This window comes from Polaromonas sp. (assembly GCF_013817205.1).
GTDB lineage: Bacteria > Pseudomonadota > Gammaproteobacteria > Burkholderiales > Burkholderiaceae_C > Polaromonas.
Map to the genome: position 1 here is coordinate 1 of NZ_JACDDD010000065.1, position 22,068 is coordinate 22,068.

The 22,068-nt window shown below is 63.5% G+C and carries 15 protein-coding genes and 1 pseudogene; 11 read left to right on the top strand and 5 right to left on the bottom strand.

Going from position 1 to position 22,068, the window contains the following annotated elements:
- Nucleotides 1-120: pseudogene (locus tag H0W47_RS14080) on the top strand (IS1595 family transposase); the annotation flags it as partial.
- Between the two features lie 84 nt (nucleotides 121-204).
- Here H0W47_RS14080 and H0W47_RS14085 read toward each other — a convergent pair.
- The 3 genes from H0W47_RS14085 to H0W47_RS14095 all read right to left on the bottom strand — a co-directional run bounded on the left by H0W47_RS14085 (nucleotide 205) and on the right by H0W47_RS14095 (nucleotide 3,262).
- Nucleotides 205-1,377, bottom strand: a complete 1,173-nt coding sequence (locus H0W47_RS14085; protein WP_296925480.1) for an AI-2E family transporter — start codon at nucleotides 1,375-1,377, stop codon at nucleotides 205-207.
- A gap of 125 nt (nucleotides 1,378-1,502) precedes the next feature.
- The gene (locus H0W47_RS14090; RefSeq protein WP_296925482.1) at nucleotides 1,503-2,246 is read right to left on the bottom strand and encodes a LytTR family DNA-binding domain-containing protein; all 744 of its coding nucleotides are present in this window, start codon (nucleotides 2,244-2,246) and stop codon (nucleotides 1,503-1,505) included.
- Complete coding sequence (locus H0W47_RS14095) at nucleotides 2,243-3,262, bottom strand: sensor histidine kinase (RefSeq protein ID WP_296925503.1); 1,020 nt, start codon at nucleotides 3,260-3,262, stop codon at nucleotides 2,243-2,245. Before H0W47_RS14095 ends, H0W47_RS14090 begins: the two co-directional genes overlap by 4 nt.
- 260 nt (nucleotides 3,263-3,522) lie before the next feature.
- Here H0W47_RS14095 and argH point away from each other — a divergent pair, with 260 nt between their 5' ends.
- From argH to pbpC, 4 genes are all read left to right on the top strand, one after another.
- Nucleotides 3,523-4,932, top strand: a complete 1,410-nt coding sequence (gene argH / locus H0W47_RS14100) for an argininosuccinate lyase (protein ID WP_296925484.1) — start codon at nucleotides 3,523-3,525, stop codon at nucleotides 4,930-4,932.
- 97 nt (nucleotides 4,933-5,029) lie between these two features.
- Entirely contained in the window at nucleotides 5,030-11,044 is a 6,015-nt protein-coding gene (locus H0W47_RS14105; RefSeq protein ID WP_296925505.1) for an alpha-2-macroglobulin, read from the top strand.
- A 98-nt stretch (nucleotides 11,045-11,142) separates the two neighbouring features.
- The gene (locus tag H0W47_RS14110; protein ID WP_296925486.1) at nucleotides 11,143-12,123 is read left to right on the top strand and encodes a GSU2403 family nucleotidyltransferase fold protein; all 981 of its coding nucleotides are present in this window, start codon (nucleotides 11,143-11,145) and stop codon (nucleotides 12,121-12,123) included.
- 12 nt (nucleotides 12,124-12,135) lie between these two features.
- Nucleotides 12,136-14,442, top strand: a complete 2,307-nt coding sequence (pbpC, locus tag H0W47_RS14115) for a penicillin-binding protein 1C (protein ID WP_296925488.1) — start codon at nucleotides 12,136-12,138, stop codon at nucleotides 14,440-14,442.
- Between the two features lie 49 nt (nucleotides 14,443-14,491).
- On the opposite strand, the gene H0W47_RS14120 is transcribed toward pbpC, so the two are convergent.
- On the bottom strand, nucleotides 14,492-15,598 hold the full coding sequence (locus H0W47_RS14120) for a hypothetical protein (protein ID WP_296925490.1): 1,107 nt from the start codon (nucleotides 15,596-15,598) through the stop codon (nucleotides 14,492-14,494).
- 93 nt (nucleotides 15,599-15,691) lie between these two features.
- On the opposite strand from H0W47_RS14120, the gene H0W47_RS14125 reads away from it, so the two are divergent.
- On the top strand, nucleotides 15,692-16,846 hold the full coding sequence (locus H0W47_RS14125; RefSeq protein ID WP_296925492.1) for an alpha-hydroxy acid oxidase: 1,155 nt from the start codon (nucleotides 15,692-15,694) through the stop codon (nucleotides 16,844-16,846).
- A 125-nt stretch (nucleotides 16,847-16,971) separates the two neighbouring features.
- Nucleotides 16,972-18,171 (top strand): DNA polymerase IV, encoded by a 1,200-nt coding sequence (locus tag H0W47_RS14130; RefSeq protein ID WP_296925507.1) that lies wholly within the window; start codon nucleotides 16,972-16,974, stop codon nucleotides 18,169-18,171.
- Between the two features lie 52 nt (nucleotides 18,172-18,223).
- Here the strand turns inward: H0W47_RS14130 and H0W47_RS14135 are convergent, their stop codons facing one another.
- On the bottom strand, nucleotides 18,224-18,664 hold the full coding sequence (locus H0W47_RS14135; RefSeq protein ID WP_296925493.1) for a c-type cytochrome: 441 nt from the start codon (nucleotides 18,662-18,664) through the stop codon (nucleotides 18,224-18,226).
- A gap of 214 nt (nucleotides 18,665-18,878) precedes the next feature.
- On the opposite strand from H0W47_RS14135, the gene H0W47_RS14140 reads away from it, so the two are divergent.
- The 4 genes from H0W47_RS14140 (at nucleotide 18,879) to H0W47_RS14155 (ending at nucleotide 21,902) form a co-directional block, all read left to right on the top strand.
- Entirely contained in the window at nucleotides 18,879-19,814 is a 936-nt protein-coding gene (locus tag H0W47_RS14140; RefSeq protein WP_296925495.1) for a DUF3034 family protein, read from the top strand.
- A 37-nt stretch (nucleotides 19,815-19,851) separates the two neighbouring features.
- Nucleotides 19,852-20,292, top strand: a complete 441-nt coding sequence (locus tag H0W47_RS14145) for a group 1 truncated hemoglobin (RefSeq protein WP_296925497.1) — start codon at nucleotides 19,852-19,854, stop codon at nucleotides 20,290-20,292.
- A 24-nt stretch (nucleotides 20,293-20,316) separates the two neighbouring features.
- The gene (locus H0W47_RS14150) at nucleotides 20,317-20,967 is read left to right on the top strand and encodes a plastocyanin (RefSeq protein ID WP_296925499.1); all 651 of its coding nucleotides are present in this window, start codon (nucleotides 20,317-20,319) and stop codon (nucleotides 20,965-20,967) included.
- An 89-nt stretch (nucleotides 20,968-21,056) separates the two neighbouring features.
- The gene (locus H0W47_RS14155) at nucleotides 21,057-21,902 is read left to right on the top strand and encodes an enoyl-CoA hydratase-related protein (RefSeq protein WP_296925501.1); all 846 of its coding nucleotides are present in this window, start codon (nucleotides 21,057-21,059) and stop codon (nucleotides 21,900-21,902) included.
- Nucleotides 21,903-22,068 lie beyond the last annotated feature (166 nt).

Here is a 22,068-nt window from a genome sequence, read left to right on the forward strand (position 1 = left end):
AATGGAGTGCCCAAGCACACGTTCTACCTGCACTTGAAAGAAACTGAGTTCCGGTTCAATCACCGGCACATAAGCCTCTACAAAGCGCTGCTATCCTTGCTACGCAGCAATCCTCTTTAACGGGCTTGCTTCCTAAGCCCCCATTTTTATAGCGCGCTGCGCATACCATCGCAGCCGCATCAGCGGCGGGGAGATGCGCTTGTTCTACGACCCCAGAAACTCACCCACAGGTTTCAGGTCATCCACGCGGTCACATACCGACTTGACCATCATCATGATCGGGACGCCCAGCAACAAGCCCCAGACGCCCCACAGCCAGCCCCAGGCCAGCAGCGCCACAAATACGGCCACCGGGCTAAGCCGACTGGCCCGGCTGGTGAGCCAGGGTGTGACGATGTTGCCGACAATGGTGTGGATAACCAGTGAAGCGCCGCCCACCAGCATCGCCATGTTGAGCGAACCGAACTGCAGGAATCCGACAAGAGCGGACGCAGCGGCAGTGATCAGGGTACCTACATAAGGGACCATGTTGAGCACCCCCGCCGCGACGCCCCAGACCGCCGAATTTTCCAGCCCGATGGCCCATAAGGCCAGCCATGTCAGCACGCCGACCAGCGCACTGGTCAGAATCTGCACCTGAAGGTAACGCTGAATCTGCCCGGTGATTTCATGCAGCGCCTGCAAGGTGATCTTTTTGCTGCTCAAGCTGGGGCCAGCCAGCTTGAGCATCTTGCGGCGGAAAGTGTCGCCCGACAGCATCAGGAAGTAGGTCAGAAAGATCACGACAGTGGCCTGGCCGATCAGCGCAATCAGTCCGATGGTGCCGCTCCAGAGATAGTCCTTGACATTGAAGGCTGCCTTCTCAACCACGACCCGCGTCGCGCCGCGAGTCGCGCCGGGCGTTGTGCCCTCCTGGGCCGCCTGCTCGATCTGCGTTGCCGCCTTCTGCACGGTCTCCAGGGTGCTGGTGGAATTGCCGCTGGTGCGTTTGAGGGCGTTGCGGAATTTCTGGGCTGCCACCGGCAGCGACTCCACCATGGCCACCGCCTCGTTGCTGAGCGCATACGCGGTGGTACCCATGGCGCCAAGAATGGACAGCAACAGCACCGCCGAGCTCAGCCAGCGCGGTACGCGCTTTGTTTCCATCCAGTTGATGACGGGCGAGAAGGCATAGCTGAACAGGATGCTCATCATCACCGGAATAAACACCGCCTTGGCCCAGTGCAGCAGGAAAAGCAGGCCGAGCGCCGCGAGCAACATCAGCGACATGCTGCGGATGTCAACCGGCATGTGCAGCATCACGCGACCCGACTCCGGGAAAGTCGTGACGGCTTCCTCGTGGGCAGGCGTCTCCCGGGGCAGATGGTTGTCATTCACTGTGGTTTCTCCTCATCGGTCCAGATGGGTCTTGCGCCTTGATCGTTGCTTGGCTATTTCAACAGAAGACGACCATGTCCGCTGTAGGACGCCTGCGCGGGAAACTACCGGCTTCAGGCGCACCCTCACCCTGCAACGGCTTCGCGCACGGCACTAAGCTGGCGCCGCGACACCGCCAGCAGTTCGTCGATGCCGTTGAGCCGCACTGCCCAGCCTTCACCTTCTTCCGGGTCGAAGTGTTTTTCCAGCGCACGCACGGCGCGCCGTGCCACCAGCGCATTGCGGTGTACGCGCATGAACTGCGGGTATCGCTCTTCCAGCTCATTGAGGCTGCCGTCGAGGATGTAGCTCTTGGCGTGGGTCCGCACGGTGACGTATTTGAGTTCGGCCTTGAGGTACAGCACCTCGGCCAGTGGCACACGTTCGGTCCGTCCGCGGTCCTGGATGATCAGGCAGTCTTCGTTCAAATCAGGCAGCAGTCCTTTTCCCACGTGCGTCAGGCGCTCTACTTTTTGTAGCGCCTGCTGCAGCCGCTCCAGCCGCACCGGTTTGGTCAGGTAGTCGACGGCCTCCAGCTCGAAGGCCTGAACCGCGTGTTCGGAATGCGCCGTGATGAACACCACCGCCGGCGATTGCGGCAGTTGGGCAATCGTCTGCGCCAGCGTGATGCCGTCGGCGCCGGGCATGTGAATGTCCAGCAACACGACGTCGAACACCTCGCGGCGCAGCGCGTCCATTGCCTGCACCGCATGCGCCGCCTCGGCCAACACGCTGGCACCCGGCGCTGTGCAGTCGGCCAGCAGTGTGCGCAGGCGCGACCTAGCCAGCGCCTCATCATCCACGATCAATGCCCTGAGGGTTGTACTCATAGCGGGATCTCCAGCCTCACCTGAAACATGCCGTCGCGAAACACGGTATTGAACTGTGCCTGCACGTCGTGCAACAGCGCCAGGCGCTCGCGCACATTGGCCAGCGCCAGCCCGTGGCCTCGCTCACCGACGCCCGCCGGGGTAGAGTTGGTGACCTTGAGAACCACCATGTTGCCGCGGCGTGCCGTGGATATTTTCACCTGCGCTCCGGCAGCGCTCGGTTCCACCCCGTGGCGCACCGCGTTCTCGACCAGTGGCTGCAAGAGCAACGGTGGCAGTTTGGCGGCATTGGCTTCGGGGTCCAGGCTCCACTGCACCTGCAGGCGTTCCCCGAACCGGATCTGCTCGATGGCCAGATAGCGCTGCGCCAGTGCTATCTCGTGGCCCAGCGTGACGGATTCGGTGGAATCCGCCAGCGCGTGGCGGAACAACTCGCTCAGGTCTTCCAGCACCGCCTCGGCCTTCGCAGGTTCAGCGCGTACCAGCGCAATGGCACTGTTGAGCGTGTTGAACAGGAAGTGCGGCCGGATACGTGACTGCAGTTCGGCCAAGCGCGCCGTGGTGGCCGCCGGCGTGCGCGCCTTGGCGCGCCAAACCAGGCCCGCCATCAGCACCGAGGACAACAAGGCCCCGGCCGCTGCGCTAGCCACCCAGGGCGCTGGCACAAGCAGGCCCATCACGGCCAGCAGGCCGCAGCCATACAGCCCCGCCAGTGCGCCCATGCTTATGCCGGCCGCCCACTGGGCCGGAGTGATCAGACGCGCCAGCGGGCGCTTCAGCACGCAGGTCGCGATCAGCCATGACAAGGTGGCCGGCAGTACTCCGCCGGTCAGCAGCGAAAAGCGCAACAGCCAGTCAACAAAACCCGTCGCCGTGAACATGGCGCCCACACCCACCACGGCCTCGCTGAACAGCACGGCGCGCAGCACCACACCGACATTGCAGACGTCGAAGATGATGACCGGGGCGGGCCGCCGTACAGGCTCGTCCCCGGGCTGGCTGACGCCGCCCCGCATGGTGGATTCGGCAAAGCCGGACAGATCGGTTTTGTTGCGCATGAAACGGGGGGCAGGGGCTCCTGGTCGAATCGTCGGGGTTGCGGGCCGGCCAGGCGGTTCTTTTTTTCAGGCAGGCGGGCGCGCAGATAAAATCGAAGTTCTGAGTATTGCACCGGCCAGCCGCTTAAAACCGGCCTCAAACCCGTACTTTCCCCAATAATGTTGTCACCGCGAGACGCCATCGCGGCCGCCTGACGGTCCCCCACAGAAAGCCTCCCGTGAGCCAACTCGACAAAAAATCCCAAGCCTGGTCTGCCCTGTTCTCCGAACCCATGAGCGACCTGGTCAAGCGCTACACCGCCAGCGTGTTTTTTGACAAACGTCTGTGGCAGGCCGACATCACCGGCTCATTGGCGCACGCCGAGATGCTGGCGGCGCAGAAGATCCTGGGCGCTGCCGACCATGCAGCCATTCAGAAAGGCATGGCGCAGATCACGGCTGAAATCGAATCCGGTGCGTTTGAGTGGAAGCTGGACCTCGAGGACGTGCACCTGAACATCGAGGCGCGCCTGACACAACTGGTTGGCGACGCCGGCAAGCGCCTGCATACCGGCCGCAGCCGCAACGACCAGGTCGCCACCGACGTGCGCCTGTGGCTACGCGGCGAAATAGACCTGATCGACGCTCTGCTGACCGATCTGCAAAAAGCCCTGGTGGACATTGCCGAGAAGAATGTCGAAGTCATCCTGCCTGGCTTCACGCATCTGCAGGTGGCGCAACCCGTGAGCTTTGGCCACCACATGCTGGCCTATGTGGAAATGTTTGCGCGCGACGCCGAACGCCTGCAGGACGTGCGCAAACGCGTCAACCGCCTGCCGTTGGGCGCCGCCGCACTGGCCGGCACCAGCTACCCGCTGGACCGCGAACGGGTCGCCAGAACACTGGGTATGGTCGATGCCCAGGGCCAGCCGCAGGTGTGCCAGAACAGCCTGGACGCGGTCAGCGACCGGGACTTTGCGATTGAGTTCACGGCAGCCGCGTCACTGGCCATGGTGCACATCAGCCGCATGAGCGAAGAGCTGATTTTGTGGATGAGCCAGAACTTCGGCTTCATTGAAATCGCCGACCGCTTCACCACCGGCTCGTCCATCATGCCGCAGAAAAAAAACCCCGACGTGCCCGAACTGGCGCGCGGCAAGACCGGCCGCGTGGTCGGTCACCTCATGGGGCTGATCACCCTGATGAAAGGCCAGCCCCTGGCCTACAACAAGGACAACCAGGAAGACAAGGAACCGCTGTTCGACACTGTGGACACGCTAAAAGACACCTTGCGCATCTTCGCCGAGATGGTGGGCGGCATCACCGTCAAACCGGAAGCCATGGAGCGCGCCGCACTCAAGGGTTATGCCACGGCGACCGATCTGGCCGACTACATGGTCAAGAAGGGTCTGCCCTTCCGTGACGCACATGAGGCGGTGGCCCATGCAGTCAAGGCAGCGATCTCGCACGCCGTGGACCTGTCCGAGCTCCCGCTGGCCGTGCTGCAGGAATTCAACCCGAAGATCGAGAAAGATGTGTACGACGTGCTGAGCCTGCGCGGCTCGCTGAACGCCCGCAACACCCTGGGCGGCACCGCGCCGGCGCAGGTCAGGGCGCAGATCGGCAGGCACCGCGCCCGGTTGGGCTGAATGGGCTTCGGGACCGTTTTGCCGTCCCTGCGGTCTGCTGCACCTTGTTACATGTTAATCGGCTACGCTTTGCCTCCTCTGAGGGGGAAACGTGGCCATATCCATTTCAAAAACAATCGCCGCCCTGCTTGCTGCAGGCGCGCTGCAGGTCCAGGCGCTGCAGATCACCAGTGTCTCGCCGCAAGGTGAAATTTCACGCGTGCGCCAGGTGGTCGCGAAGTTCGACGACAGCGCCGTCAACTTCGGCGACCCGAAAGCACCGGCGCCGCTGAGCCTGAGCTGCAACGACGCGCAGGCCACCAAGGGGACTGGCCGCTGGCTCAATGACCGCCAGTGGGTGTTTGATTTTGAAAACGACCTGCCGCCAGGCGTTCGCTGCTCCCTGCAGGTGGTGCCTACCTTCCAGTCACCCAAAAGCCAGGCCATCAGCGGCAAGGCCAGTTATGCCTTCAGCACCGGTGGCCCCTTCGTCCAGACCGTGCGGCCTTCGACTTCGCAGCGCATCGACGAAGAGCAGTACTTCGTGCTGCAGCTCAATGGGCCGGCCACCCTGGCCAGCATCCGCGACAACGTTTGGTGCGCGGTCGAAGGGCTGGGCGAGAGGGTGCCGGTCAAACTGATCGAAGGCGCGGAACGGGCGGCACTGCTGAAATCGCTGAACCTGGACAAAGCCGCGTCAGCAGACCCGCTGCGTCTTGCCACCCTGGCCTGCAACCGGCGCCTGACCGCCGCCAGCAAGCTGCAACTGGTTTACGGCAAGGGCGTGACCACCCCCGACGGCGTCGCCAACTCGGTCGAGAAACGCTACACCTTTCAGGTCCGCGAGCCCTTCACGGCCAGCTTCAGCTGCGAGCGCGAAAACGCCCAGGCGGCCTGCCTGCCGATACGCGCGATGCGCCTGGACTTCAACGCGCCGGTGTCGCGCAAGCTGCTGGAAGGCATTCGCCTCAAGTCCGCCAAAGACACGCTCAAGCCGGTCTTCGACGCCGAAGGCGACAGCGACAATGTGCTGAGCAGCGTCAACTTCAAGCCGCCGCTGGCCGAACAGACGCCCTACACGCTGGAATTGCCCCGCGACTTCAAGGACGCCTCCGGCCGCCCGCTGAACAATGCCGACCGCTTTCCGCTCAAGGTCGCCACCGGCGCGATGCCGCCGCTGGCCAAGTTTGCCGCCGCGCCTTTCGGCATCGTCGAGCGGTTTGCCGAACCCGGTGCCAAAGCCGGCGACCCGGCGCTGCTGCCGGTCACACTGCGCAATGTCGAGACCGCGCTGAAAGTGCAGGGGCTGGTGCCCGCCACAGGAAAAGTCAGTGATCTGCAGCCGCGCACTGACGCCGACATCATTGCCTGGTTCCGCAAGGTGCAGCGGTACGACGACTACCAGATCGAACGCAAGGTGGCGGCGCTCGAGATCAAAGGCGCGTTGCCGAAAATTGTCGATGAGGACAACAAGGAGTATGTGCAATCACGCATGCTTTCACTGCTGGCCGGCCAGCCCGGCGTGAAGACGCTGGACCTGCCGCAACCCGCCAGCGGCGATCCGCGGCCCTTCGAGGTCGTCGGCATCCCGCTGTCACCGGGCTTTCATGTGATCGAGATCGCCTCGCAAAAACTCGGCAGTTCGCTGCTCGACGAACGCCACGGCGCCAGCCGTACCATGTATGTGCGCACCTCTGCGCTGGTCACCAACCTCGGTGTGCATTTCAAGCTGGGCCGCGAAAACGCACTGGCCTGGGTTACCAGTCTGGACAAGGGCGCGCCGGTGGCCGGTGCCACGGTGCGGGTGTCAAGCTGTGGCGGCCAGGAGATCGCCAGAGCTGTGACCAATACACAAGGTATCGCCAGCTTCAAGGGTCTGGCCTCCGAGCCACCGCGCTGTAGCGGCGAAGACTACCGCAATGCCTATTTCATCAGCGCGCGCGTGCGCAGCGCCGGGCCACCCCAAGCAAGCACAGCCCCCTCGGGGGGCGGCGCATTACGCGAAGCGAAAAGCGTGGGGGCTCAAAGTGACATGGACAGTGTCGAAGACATGAGCTTCACCTGGAGCGACTGGCACAAAGGCATAGAACCCTGGCGCTTCAACGTCCCGACCAGCAGAGACACCCGCCCCGACCAGCGAGCCCACACGATTTTCGACCGCGCCCTGCTCCGCGCTGGCGAAACCGTGTCCATGAAACACCTGATACGCACCGAAACCAGCCAGGGCTTTGGCCTGACAGACGCCGTGCCCGACAAGCTGGTCGTGACCCACACCGGCAGCGGCCAGCAGTATGTGCAGCCGCTGGACTGGCGCAAAACTGCCACCGGCGGCCAAAGCGCTGAAAGCACGTTTGCGATCCCGCCGGCCGCCAAACTTGGCGAGTACCAGGTCGAGCTGCGTCTGGGCAGCCGCGCGATACAGACCGGCGTCTTCCGGGTGGAAGAATTCCGCCTGCCGGTGCTCGAAGGCCGCATCCAGCCCAGCGAAAAAAAGGCGCTGGTCAACGTCAAGGCCGTGCCGACCGATGTGCAGATCAATTACGTCTCGGGCGGCGGCGCTGCCAACCTGCCGGTGCGTGTGTCGGCGCTGCTACGCGGCAAGACGCTGAACTACAGCGACTACGAGGCCTTCAACTTTTCGTCGCCGCGTGTGCAGCGTGCCGCTGGCGAAGGCGGTGAGGAAGAAGCCACGGCCTCGCAGGACCAGCGTGTGGTTGCCGACAAGCTGGCCGTGACACTGGACCGCAATGGCGGCGGCAAAACCAGCATCACCGACCTGCCCACCAGCAAACAGCCGCGGGAGTTGCTGCTGGAAGCCAGTTACGCCGACCCGAACGGCGAGGTGCAGACGATACGCAGCGTGGCAACGCTGTGGCCGGCGGCCGTGGTCGCCGGCATCAAGACCGAAGGCTGGGTGTCTGCCAGCCAGAAGATCAAGTTCCAGGGGCTGGCGCTTGGCCTGGACGGCAAACCCGCCGCCGACGTGCCGATGGAGGTCAAGGCCGTGGCGCGTATCGTGACCACCAGCCGAAAACGCATGGTCGGCGGTTTCTATACCTACGACAACAAGACCGACATCAAAGACCTCGGCAGCGTCTGCAGCGGCAAAAGCGATAGCCGCGGCCTGCTGCTGTGCGAGGCCAAACTCGGCGAGCCCGGCGAAGTGGAACTGGTCGTGACCGCCAAAGATAAAGACGGCAACAGCATCCAGGCCGCCAGTTCGGTCTATGTCACCAAACAGGGCGAGCTCTGGTTTGGCGGCGAGGACCACGACCGCATGGACCTGCTGCCCGAGAAGAAAAGCTACCAGCCCGGCGAGACCGCCAAATTCCAGGTGCGCATGCCCTTCCGTTTTGCCACCGCGCTGGTGGCGGTTGAACGTGAAGGCATCATCGAGACCCAGGTAGTGCAGCTCAACGGCCAGGACCCGACGGTGCAACTGCAGGTCAAGCAAGGCTGGGGGCCGAACGTGTATGTCAGCGTGCTGGCGCTGCGCGGCCGTCTGCGCGAGGTGCCGTGGTACAGCTTCTTCACCTGGGGCTACAAGGCGCCGCGCGAATGGTGGACATCGTTCTGGCATGAAGGCCGCGAATACGTGGCGCCCACCGCGCTGGTGGACCTGAGTAAACCGGCTTTCCGCCTCGGCATGGCGGAAATCCGCGTCGGCACGCAGGCGCACCAGCTTGCGGTGACGGTCAAAGCCGACAAGGAAACGTATCTGGTGCGCGGCCAAGCCCAGGTCACCATCACCGCCAAACTACCCAACGGCCAGCCTGCCGCGAATGCCGAAGTCGCCCTCGCGGCGGTGGACCAGGCGCTCCTGGAGCTGATGCCGAATGACTCCTGGGATTTGCTGGGCGCAATGTTGCAGCGCCGCGCCTGGGGTGTGGAGACCTCCACCGCACAGATGGAAATCATCGGTCGCCGGCACTACGGACGCAAGGCGGTGCCAGCCGGCGGCGGTGGCGGGCGCAGTAACACGCGCGAACTGCTGGACACCCTGCTGCTGTGGAACCCGAAGCTGCAGCTTGATTCGAACGGCCAGGCTGTGATCACTGTGCCGCTCAACGATGCACTGACCACCTTCAAGATCGTCGCCGTCGCCGACAGCGGCACCGGCCTGTTCGGTACCGGACAGACAGCCATCAAGGCGACGCAAGACCTGCAGATCATCAGCGGTTTGCCGCCGCTGGTACGCGAGGACGACCAGTTCCGCGCGCAGATCACCCTGCGCAACACGACAAAGGCTGCGATGAAGGTCGAGGTCAGTCCGCGCGCGACCCTGCTCGAGCTCAAACCCCAGACCATCGACATTCCCGCCGGGGAGGCGCGTGAAGCGGCCTGGATGGTCACGGCGCCGGCGCAACTCGCGCTGACACGCGCTGAAGCCATCCTGTGGGAGATCGAGGCCAAAGACACTGTCAGCGGCGCGCGCGATGGCCTGAAAGCGCGCCAGCGCATCATCCCGGCCGTGCCGCTGACGGTGCAACAGGCAACACTGGTACAGGTTGATGGTTCGTTCAACCTCGACGTCAACCCGCCCGCCGATGCCCTGCTCGGCCGCGGTGGCTTGAAAATGTCGCTGCAACCGAAACTGGCCGAGGGCATGGACGGCGTGCGCGACTGGTGGGCCAACTACCCCTTTATCTGCCTGGAACAGAAGACCAGCAAATCGGTGGGCCTGCGCGACGCCAGACTCTGGCAGACCGTGCTGGCGCAATTGCCGGGTTACCTGGACGGCGACGGCCTGGCCAGTTATTTCCCGCCGCGTGACGGCGAAGGCTCGCGCGGCAGCGACGCGCTGACGGCCTACCTGCTTGCCGCCACGCATGAAGCCGCCGCCCTCAACCCGGCGTTTGCCCTGCCCGACGAAGCGCGCGCGCCCATGGAGCGCGGGCTGATTGCTTTTGTCGAAGGCCGTATCCAGCGTGAGTTCTGGAGCCCGCGCAAGGACCTGGACATGCGCAAGCTCGCAGCCATCGAAGCGCTGTCGCGTTACGGCAAGGCCCAGGGCCGCATGCTGGGCAGCATCACGATTGCGCCCAACCAGTGGCCGACCCACGCGGTGATTGACTGGCTGAACATCCTCAAACGTGCGGCCGACGTGCCGCAGCGTGAGCAGCGCCTGGCTGAAGCGACGCAGGTGCTGAAATCGCGCCTGTCGTACCAGGGCACCAAACTGGTTTTCAGCACCGAAAAGGACGACTACTGGTGGTGGCTGATGGTCAATGGCGATGTCAACACCGCACGCCTGATGCTGGCCGTGATGGACGATGCGGCCTGGAAGGACGATATGGGCCGCCTCGCCAACGGCTTCATAGGCCGGCAGCAAAAAGGCGCCTGGCACACCACCACAGCCAATCTCTGGGGCGGGCTGGCACTGGACCGCTTCTCGGCGAAGTTTGAAGCCACACCGGTGACCGGTGTGACGCGGTCCACACTTGCGTCGGCTGCGGCCGCTTCGGCCAGCGTGGATTGGGCCAAAGTCACACGCGTCCCGCCGGGCGATACGCTGGGCTTGCCCAACCAGACCAGCTTTTTCGGTGCACCCGCCTCGCCCGGCAATCTGCGCGGCAACAACATGTTCCTGCCCTGGGGTGGGGCCGGCAAGGACACACTGACCGTGACTCAGCAAGGTACAGGCAAGCCCTGGCTGACGCTGCAGTCGATTGCGGCGGTGCCGCTCAAGGCGCCCTTCAGCGCCGGTTACCAGATCAAGAAAACCATCACACCGGTGGAGCAGGCGGTCAAAGGCATTTACACCCGCGGCGACGTGGTGCGCATCACGCTGGAGGTCAACGCCAGCGCCGACATGACCTGGGTGGTGATCAGCGACCCGGTGCCCGGCGGCGCCACCATTCTGGGCAGCGGCCTGGGCCGCGATTCGCAGATCGCCACCAGCGGCGAGAAAAAAACCGGCGCCGGCTGGCCAGCGTTTGAAGAGCGCAGCTTCGAGGCCTTCCGCAGTTATTACGAATACCTGCCCAAGGGCGTGGTGAAGATGGAATACACCGTGCGCCTGAACAACGTCGGCGACTTTGCGTTGCCGCCTAGCCGGGTGGAGGCGATGTATGCGCCGGAAATGTTTGGCGAAATACCGAATGCTCGGGTGAAGGTGGAAGCGGTCAAATGACTGGCAACGACTACTTATTAGCCATTATTTGCTACTCAGTATCCCATTTTAGTTTCTAAGTCATTGATTTAATTATATTTTCATAGTAAATTTTGAAAATGAAATTTAACCATGAAAACCTGGAATTTCTTGAACTTACCGAGGCCCAAACACGCCAGTACATTGACGCCGAAGCGGCCTGGCGTGCACTTGAGGCCGCTGACCTTGCTGCAGCCGAAGTGCGCGGCTCGATGATGTGGCGCGAACAGGCTGGAAGGCGCTATCTGATACGGGTTTCCGCAACTGGGGCGCAAACGTCGCTTGGCCCAGAGTCGCCTGAAAATGAAGCAATCCATGCGCGCGTCATGGGGCGTAAAGCCTCTGTACAGGCACGGCAAAAACAGCTGCGCGAAACCGTCAGTCAACACGTTCGCATGAACCGCGCGCTAAGAGTCGGGCGAGCACCGAACATGCTGGTTGACACGCTCAATGCGCTGGCAAAAGCGGGTTTGCAAAAGCATTTCATGGCAGTGGGCACGCAATCCCTCTATGCCTACGAAACCGCCTGCGGTGTGAGGGTACAGAACGAAGCAACGGCGACACAGGACATCGACCTTTTACTCGACACACGCAAATACCTGCAATTTGCCAGCACGATGCAACGGCTCGATACGTCCTTGCTTGGCATATTCCAAAAAGTGGACAAGACCTTTGAATTGCGCCACGACCAGAAATACACGGCCGTCAACGCAATAGGGTTCGAAATTGATGTGATTCGACGCACCGCGCCCAAAGACAGCGGCGGCGAGCCCCATCCACTGCGAACGTCGGAATTCGAAGACGACTTCTGGGCCGTGCAGGTACCCAGCGGCAAGGCACTTCTGGATGGCGGCAGCTTTACCCAGGTCGTTGTTGCAGCCAGCGGAAACATGGCTACGCTGATCGCGCCAGCGCCCAAAAGTTTTATTCGCATCAAGACCGAATTAAGCGAAAAATCAACTCGTGATCCACTCAAAAGCCGCAAGGATTTACTGCAGGCAAAGATCGTGCAACGTCTTATCGATGACTATGGCCTTCAGCATGTGGCTGATGCTGGCTGAGCCAAAGACCATATGAAGAAGGTTGGCGTCAAGATATTATTTGCTATTTTTTCGATAGCGACTTGCGCCCATCCTGCCTGGGCCGTTGCCACATTTGATGAAGTAAACCGCGAGTTCCGCCCCTCCGACACGCTGATCCTGGATCGCAATGGCGAGGTTGTCCAGCGCGTTCGCACCGACAACACGGTGCGGCGCGGCCAGTGGGTGGCGTTGCCGGATGTTTCACCGGCGCTGCGCACGGCGCTGGTGCTCAGCGAAGACAAACGTTTTTACGAACACAGCGGTGTGGACTGGCGCGCCGTCTCGGCCGCTGCCTGGGGCAACCTCTGGAACACAAAAACTCGCGGCGCTTCCACCTTGAGCATGCAGCTGGCCGGACTGCTGGACGAAGACTGGCGCGCGGCAGCAGGCGGGCGCAGCATCACGCAGAAGATCGGGCAGACGGTGTCAGCGCAGTTGCTGGAGCGCAGCTGGCGCAAGGACCAGATCCTAGAGGCTTATTTGAACTTGGTGCCCTTCCGCGGCGAGATCGTCGGCATTGACGCTTTGAGTCGCACCCTGTTCGGCAAGGCGGCGCACGGACTCGATGAACGCGAGGCGGCGATTGCAGCGGCACTGGTGCGCGCGCCGAATGCGAAAGTCGCGCAGGTCACGCAGCGCGCCTGCGGCGTTCTGCAGGTCATGCAAGCCCCCACGCTTGTCGCTTCGCGTACTGCGTTGCCCCCCGAGGGGGCTGACCTTGCTCGGGGCGGCCCTTCGCGACGGCCGCAGGCGCCGCCAAAAGCCGATTGCGAAGGCCTGGACCTGTTCGCCAGCGCCGCGCTGCAGCGCCGGGCGTTTGACGCGACAGAAGGTGTGGCGCCGCATCTGGCGCGGCAACTGGTCCGCCAGGAGAGGCCTGACGCCAGGCCCCGGCCCACCGCCGTGACATCCTCCCTGCGCGCGCCCCTGCAGCGTTTCGCTGTCCAGACCCTGACCCAGCAGCTGCGCGAACTGCGCGGCCGCCACGTGGAAGACGGCGCCATCGTGGTGCTCGACAACGCGTCTGGCGAGGTGCTGGCCTGGGTTGGCTCCTCGGGCGAGCTCAGCGCGGCGGCCGAGGTCGACGGCGTACTGGCGCTGCGCCAGCCCGGCTCCACGCTCAAGCCTTTTCTGTATGCACAGGCGATGGCCGAAAAGCGCCTCACGGCCGCTTCGCTGATCGAGGATTCATCGTCGCAGATCCAGACTGCCGGCGGGCTCTACATCCCGCAAAACTACGACCGCCAGTTCAAGGGCCTGGTCTCGGCGCGCACCGCGCTGGGCGCCTCGCTCAATGTGCCGGCCGTGCGCACGCTGGTGATGGTCTCGCCCGAGGCCTTTCACAAACAGCTCAGGGCGGCAGGCCTGCCGCTGAAGGAAAGCGGCGATTTCTACGGTTACAGCCTCGCGCTGGGCAGCAGCGAGGTCTCGCTGCTGGCGCTGACCAATGCCTACCGCACGCTGGCCAATGGCGGGCGCTACAGCGCCCCAGCCCTCAGCCCGGTGCGCGAGGCGGCGTTCCAACCGGCCATCGACCCGCGCGCCGCCTTCATCGTCAGCGACATACTGGCCGACCCGCTGGCACGTGCGCGCACCTTCGGCACCGACAGCGTGCTGGCCACACGTTTCTGGACGGCGGTCAAAACCGGCACCAGCAAGGACATGCGCGACAACTGGGCGGTCGGTTATTCGCAGCGTTACACCGTCGGCGTCTGGATCGGCAACGCCAGCGGCGCGCCCATGCGGGACGTCAGTGGCAGCAGTGGCGCAGCGCCAGTCTGGGCCGCGCTGATGCGGCATTTGCACCAGCACGAAAACAGCCGTGCGCCCGCGCCACCCGCAGGCCTCGTGCAAAGCCGCGTCAGTTTTGCTGCCCAGGGCCACACGCCCCTTGAAGCGGCGCGCAGCGAATGGTTCATCCGGGGCACAGAGCAGGCCGTTTTTGCTATAGATTCCGGAGCTACTGACGCTCGACAGATAAGGGCTGGAGGCCAAAAAGGCATAAACAATCAGACCTCCGCACCGGACACGCCGCCCCGCATCACTGCGCCGGCCTCCGGCACCATCCTGGCACTCGACCCGGACATCCCGCCCACCCGCCAGCGCGTGAACTTCAGCGCTGAGGGGCGCGGCCTGCGCTGGTTGATGGATGGCAAAGAGTTTGCGCGCGGCAATCAGGCACAGTGGCTGCCCTGGCCCGGCCGGCACACGGTGCAGCTGATCAGCGAACGCGGCGAGGTGCTGGACGAGATTCGCATCGAGGTGCGTGGCGCGGGCGTGAAAGCCGGTCGAAGCTGAGCCGGCGCTGGCTAAGGAAGCGCTTATATGGGCACTTCCCCAAACAGCCTCAACCGGCGTTGAGTGCAGCTGCCAGCAGCGCGCACAACTCGGGCAGCTCATTCTCATCGACTGCCGTGAGCTCCAGTCCAATGCAGCCCTGCGCCGCCCGGTGCGGCGCCACCGCCACCACCGGATCGCCCGCGCGCAGCCGCTCGATCACACCGGCGGCGTTGATGCCGGTGACGGCCGCATCCACATTCAACCCCAGTCGGGTAAAACCATTGCCTTGCGGATCAGGCGTGCGAGCCACAGTCACACCCGGCCAGTCGGCGGCCGCGGCGGCCAAGGTATCGAGCTTGCGCCGCTGGGCCATGCACCATTCATCCTGAGGCAGATCGTCACGCAGGCGCAGGGCAGCCAGCACGCCGGCCAGCGCCTCTTTGGTCGGCTTCATGGCCCTGCCGATGCCGCTGTGTTGTGCGTCAAGCGCCGCGACCAGATCCACACGCCCCAGCACCAGACCTGCCGTCGGGCTGCGCAGGTATTTCTGGCCACTGAGCAACACGAGGTCAGCCCCGCCGGCCACCAGCTCGCGTGCGCGCCAGTCCTGCGCCGCCGCGTCCAGCAGTAGCGGCACGCCGGCTGCATGGGCCAGCGCGGCCAGTTCGCCGGTGACAGCCGGACCCGAGCCCGCTGCCAGGTGTGACTCGACGGCCAGCACACAGGCAACGCCACCGCGAGCCAGTTCGGCAGCCACGTCGGCCGGCGCCGGGCACGGTACAGGCTGCGCGCCCGCCAGCCGTACAGCCTGCGTGATCGCTTGGCCGTAGTGCACCTGATGGGCCGCAAGCAGCACGCGTTTCGGCATGCCCGTGCTGTCAGGCAACTGCGCCACACGCGCCGCATCGGTGCCGGCCATGCAGGCGGCCACTGCTAGCGTGATGGCCGCCGCACTGCAATGGGTGACGCAGGCCGACTCGGCGCCGCTCCAGGCCGCCAGCTCGCGCCCCGCCAGGGCCTGCAGGTCTGCCACCACAACCTGGCCTTGCAGCATCAGCGCCACCGCTTCCCCCACGGCGGGATCACTGCGCGAGACGCCGTAAGGGGTGGGCGTGCCCCAGGCATTGATAACCCGTTCCAGGCCGGGAATAACAGGGGTTGCGGAGCTTGGCATGAAGAAAATTCCGGAATTGTGCACCTGCATGCAAATTTCTTCAAACCGGGCAATCCGCAAACCGCTAGCATCAAGGGCTTCCAAGGAGACCCCATGCCCGTGATCACCACCATCGAAGACCTGCGCGTCCTCGCCAAAAAGCGCGTACCCCGCATGTTCTACGACTACGCCGACTCGGGCTCATGGACTGAAAGCACCTACCGCGCCAATTCGGCCGATTTTCAGAAGATCAAGCTGCGCCAGCGCGTGGCGGTCAACATGGAAAACCGCAGCACGGCCACACAGATGATCGGCCAGGACGTGGCCATGCCGGTGGCGATTGCACCGACCGGGCTGACCGGCATGCAACATGCCGACGGCGAGATCCTGGGCGCGCGCGCTGCCAAAAAATTCGGCATTCCCTTCACACTCTCGACCATGAGCATCTGCTCGATCGAGGACATCGCACAGGCCACTGACCGCCACCCCTTCTGGTTCCAGCTGTATGTGATGAAAGACCGCGGCTTCATCGAGCGCCTGATTGATCGCGCCAAGGCAGCCAACTGTTCGGCGCTGGTACTCACGCTGGACCTGCAAATCCTCGGTCAGCGCCACAAAGACCTCAAGAACGGCCTGTCGGCGCCGCCCAAGCTGACCGTTGCCAACATCCTCAACCTGATGACCAAGCCGCGCTGGTGCCTGGGCATGGCCGGCACCTCGCGCTGGCAGTTCGGCAACATCGTGGGCCATGTTCAGGGCGTGGACAACATGGGCTCGCTCTCGGAATGGACGGCCAAGCAATTTGATCCGGGCCTCAACTGGGGCGACGTCGAGTGGATCAAGAAGCGCTGGGGCGGCAAGCTGATCCTCAAGGGCATCCAGGACATTGAGGACGCCAGGCTGGCGGTCGATTCGGGCGCCGACGCGCTGATCGTCTCCAACCACGGCGGGCGTCAGCTCGACGGGGCCGAATCATCGATACGCGCACTGCCGCAGATTGTGGACGCCGTTGGCAGCCGGATCGAAGTCCATATAGACGGCGGCATCCGCAGCGGCCAGGACGTGCTCAAGGCGCGCGCGCTGGGCGCCAAAGGCACTTACATCGGCCGCTCCTTCCTCTACGGGCTGGGCGCCATGGGCGAGGAAGGCGTGACCAAGGCGCTGCAGATCATCCACCGCGAGCTGGACCTGACCATGGCCTTTTGCGGCCACACCAACATCGCCACGGTTGACAAGGGCATTTTGTTGCCCGGCACCTTCCCGACCTGAGCCCGGCGCCGGGCCTCGGTCTGCGCGCGGTGGCGACGCTCCCCGGTGATCACGGCTATGCTTGCCGGGTGAGCGAGTCACCTCCTTCTTCTGCACCCCGCCTGCGCCGCATTGCCCACCTCGACATGGACGCTTTTTTTGCGTCCATCGAGTTGCTGCGTTACCCGCAGCTCAAGGGCCTGCCGGTGGTCATTGGCGGCGGTCGGCGCAAGGTCGACGAAGCGATACGCGCCGACCCGGAGCGCGCGCTGCGCTTCATCCCGGTCGCCGAATTCCCGCTACTGAGGGACTACGTCGGGCGCGGCGTCATCACCACCGCCACCTATGCCGCGCGCCAGTTCGGTGTCGGTTCGGCCATGGGCATGATGAAAGCCGCCAAACTGTGCCCGCAGGCCATTGTGCTGCCGGTGGACTTTGACGAGGTGCGCAAATACTCGCGCCTGTTCAAGAGCACCATCATGGAGATTGCGCCGGTGATGCAGGACCGCGGCGTGGACGAGGTGTATATCGACTTCACCGACGTGCCGGGCGGCCAGCGCGAGGGCGGCCGTGTGCTGGCACGGCTGATCCAGAAAGCGATTTTTGAAGCCACTGGCCTGACTTGCTCCATCGGTGTGGCGCCTAACCGGTTGCTCGCCAAGATGGCCAGCGAGTTCAACAAGCCCAACGGCATCTCCATCGTTTATGAAGCCGACCTGCATGAAAAAATATGGCCGCTCAATGTGCGCAAGATCAACGGCATCGGCCCCAAGGCCGGGGAAAAGCTGGCGAAGCTGCATGTGCACACCATCGGCGAGCTGGCCGCGCAGGACCCGGCCTGGCTGGTTGACAACTTCGGCAAGGCCACCGGCGCATGGATGCACGCCGTGGCCTGGGGCCGTGATGACAGCCCGGTCGCGACTGAAAGTGAACCCGTCAGCATGAGCCGTGAAACCACTTTTGAGCGCGACCTGCATGCAGTGCGCGACAAGGCGGCGCTGGGTGCGATCTTCACTGACCTGTGCACGCGCCTGGCCGACGATTTGCAGCGCAAGGGCTACGTTGCGAAGACCATAGGCATCAAGCTGCGGTATGACGATTTCAAAATCGCCACTCGTGATCAAACGGCAGAAAACTACACCTCGGACGCGCGAACCATTCGCAAAATAGCCGGACTCTGCCTCAAGCGGGTGCCCCTCACGCAGAAGCTGCGCCTGCTGGGCGTGCGGGCGGCCACCCTGGCCCGAGCCGGGGAAGAGCCGGTTGATGAACAAAAAAGGCCTCCAGCTCCCGCCCCGTCAGCGCAGGTAGCTCCTGAATTCATAGCAACTGATCAACTGTTCTGAAACTGAAGCGTCACCGCTCGGGCCAGCCTTCGACGTCCTTTTAACTGCAGCCCTATTTGAGCGTGGCCAGATACGCAATCAGGTCGGCGCGTTCCTGCAGGTCGTCGACCTGGAAGCCCATGCGCTGCCCGGTGACCAGTTCTTCCGGGTCTTGCAGCCAGGCGTTAAGGGTTTGCGGCGTCCAGCGCAGGCGGGACTGCGCCATTTCATCAGAGTAGGTGTAGCCCTTGAGGCTGCCGACACGCCGACCCAGCACGCCGCGGTGTGCCGGCCCGATCTTGTTGCTGTCCACCGCATGACAGGCGCTGCAACGCGCCTGGTACAGCGTTGCACCGCGCTGCACATCGCCGGGCGGTGGGGAGCGCCATTCCCTTGCGCCGTTGCCCTGGGCGTGAGAAAGCCCCGCAGCCAGCATGCCCCCGGTCAACAGCGCAAAACAAGCCGCGAGGCGAATACGGCGCGGCCGGTCAGTTGTTGCGGGAAAAAGATGCATGAAAAGAGCGCTCCTGAAAAACGATGCCGTCACGGGCTTCCGGTTTTACGCGAGCGCTCCCGCCGTGGATTCAACTCCGCCCTTATCTGGTGCGCAAAAGAGACACTCCCAAAAAAATCGATAGCCTGAATCCAGTCCCGTCCTACCATCGTATCGGGTAAGTACATCTAATTACATTTCCGTTTTTTCAACGCACTTTTTTACGGATCCTCCCATGAAACCCAGATTCGCCCCTCACCTAATCGCCGCCTACACCGCCGTGATCTGTGCTGGCGCCAGCCTGTCCGCCCACGCCGAAACCGGGAAACTGCTGCTGACCGGCGGCGTCAGCAGCATTGACGGCGCGGCCGGCGGCGGCCTGACCCCCTGGGCCGTGATCGGCAGCAACGCCACCGAAGGCGAAATCGGCGGCTCGGCGTTTTTTACCACCGCAGGCACCAGAGACTACGGCCTGAATATCCTCGGCGCGGCCATCGGCATCCAGGACCGCTTCGAAATCTCGGTGGCACAGCAGGACTTCAACACCCGCGCCACGGGCACCGCATTGGGCCTGCCCGGCCTGCACCTCAAACAATCCATCGTTGGCCTGAAGGCGCGGGTCGCTGGCGATGCCATCCTCGACAGCGACTCGCTGATGCCGCAAGTGGCTGTTGGCGTGGAGTTCAAGCGACTCGGCTCTACCGGCCTGGACGGCACCTTGCGTGCGCTGGGCGCCAAACGTGACGGTGTCGATCTGTATGTGAGCGCCACCAAACTTTTCCTGGGCCAAAGCCTGCTGGTCAACGGCACACTGCGCGCCACCAAAGCCAACCAGAATGGCCTGCTCGGCTTCGGCGCCACCCTGGGCGGTGGCAGCAACAACAGCTACAGCCTGCAGCCCGAGTTCTCGATTGCTTATCTGGTCAGCAAGAACGTGGCCGTTGGTGCCGAATACCGCTTCATGCGCAACAAGCTGGAAACCGCCGGCCGCGCTGCCGGTCTGGGCAACGGCCTGCGCTCGGAAGACTGGAAGGACATCTTCATCGCCTGGGCGCCGAACAAAAACGTCTCAGTGACGCTGGCCTATGTGGATCTGGGCGTGATCGTGCCGGCCACCACCGCCAGCCGCAAACAAACCGGTTACTACCTGTCGGCCCAGGTCGCTTTCTGAGCCCAACCCTCACTCTCTACACACGCAAGAAACTGACATGAAAAAAACCCTTCTTTCTCTCGTGCTGGCCGCATCCGGCCTGCTGATGGCTGTCGCCTCTTCCGCTCAAACTGCACCCAATGACCAGCTCTACAAGGCCTTTGGCGAAAAGGCCGGCCTGGTCACGCTGATGGACGACTTCATGGTCCGCCTGCTGGCCGATCCACGCACCGGCCCGCACTTCAAGCCGTCAAACCAGCAGCGCGTCAAGGAGCAACTGGTCGACCAGCTCTGCGAGCTCGCCGGTGGCCCCTGCGTCTACAAGGGCGCCGACATGAAAAGCGCGCACGCCAACCTGGACATCAAGAAGTCGGACTTCAATGCGCTGGTCGAGGTGCTGCAGCAAAGCATGGACGCCAAAGGCATCCCCTTCCGCTCGCAAAACCAGATGCTGGCCTTGCTGGCTCCCATGCACCGTGACTCCATCACGGTGCGCTGATTCCCACTCCAGAGGCAAACCATCATGAAAAAAACAGTTATTTCCCTCGCCCTCGCCGCCCTGGCGGGCTGGGCCAGCGCTGGCAACCTGCAGGTGCTGGTACTCGACAAGGACGGCAAGCCGGTGCAGGACGCGGTGGTCGTGGTGGTGCCTGCCAACCAGGGGGCCCCCAAGGTGGCGTTGCCGACCCAGGTCACCATCAACCAGGAAAAAATGCGCTTCATCCCTGCGGTCAGCGTGGTGGCCGTGGGCACCAAGGCGCTGTTTGTCAACAACGACCCCTGGGAGCATCACGTGCGCGCCTCGGCCGCCGGATTTGCGCAGTTCAACGCCGCCAGCAGCGGCGGCTTCGAGCTGCGGCTGGACGGCAAACCCGAAGGAAAGCCCGGCAAGACCGCCGACGCCGTGTTTGAAAAGGCCGGTCCCGTGCTGCTGGGCTGCCACATCCACGGCTCGATGCGCGGCCATGTCTACGTGAGCGACTCGCCCTGGGCGGTGCTGACCGGCGCAGACGGCATCGCCAACCTGGAGCAGATCCCTGACGGCGCCGCGCAGATCAAGGTGTGGCAAGCCGACCAGCTGCTGGACATCCCGCCGCAGTCCGTCACCGTCAGCGCCACGCCGGGTAAAGCAACCATGCAGCTGACGGTCACGCCGCGCCGGCGCCGGATCTGAGCCAGCGCGCACACCAGCGGGCGATCAGCACAGCCCGTCGTCCCAGGTGTGACTGTCCGGAACAGCCGCACTGATTTACATTGGCAGGCATGAAACCATTGACCTGCTTCTCCCTTTCGACCACCGACCACATTGCGCACCTGGTGCTCAATCGCCCAGAGGTCATGAACACCATGCACCCGACCTTCTGGCGCGAGCTGGACGAGGTGCTGACACACATCAACACCGCCGGAGAAGCGCGGGTGCTGGTGATCTCCAGCACCGGCAAACACTTCAGCGCCGGCATGGCGCTGGACACCTTTGGCGGCGCGATTGCCATGGACGACCAGAGCCCCGAGGGCCGCGCCGCCATGTTCGACCTGCTGGCCGGCATGCAGGCGACCTTCACCAAGCTGGAGACCCTGCGCATTCCGGTGATCGCTGCCATCCAGGGCGGCTGCATAGGCGGCGCGGTGGACATGGTCACAGCCTGCTGCATCCGTTATGCGACGGCCGAAACATTTTTCTGCATCCAGGAAATCAACATCGGCATGGTCGCCGACGTCGGCACCTTGCAGCGCCTGCCCAAGCTGGTGCCGCTGGCCGTCGTCAAGGAGCTGGCCTACACCGGCCGCCGCCTGCCGGCGCAAAAAGCGCTGGCTTATGGCCTAGTCAACGAGGTGTTTGATTCGGCAGAAGCCATGCTGGCTGGGGCGCTGCAATGCGCGCAGGAGATCGCCTCCAAACCGCCGGTCGCCATCTGGGGCACCAAGCAGGCGATTCACTACGCACGCGACCATGCGGTGGACGATGCACTCAAACAGATGGGCTGGCTGCAGGGCGCGATCTGGAGCAACCAGCATGTGCGCGAATCCGTGACAGCGATGAAGGAAAAGCGCGCGGGAGAGTTTCCGGCGCTGTCCCCGCTCAAACATTTCAATGAAATCGGGCTCTAGCCCCCGTCTGACGGGCGCAATCAGCTATTAATTTAGGGACTTAGGAAGCAAAGTTCACATTCAAGTGAGCTAAGTTCCTATGGTGATTCAGAAAAACCGGTATTTCAGGCGCTCCAAACTCAGTGAAGCAAAACTGCGTCAAATCCTGCGCTACTTTGCGATGGAT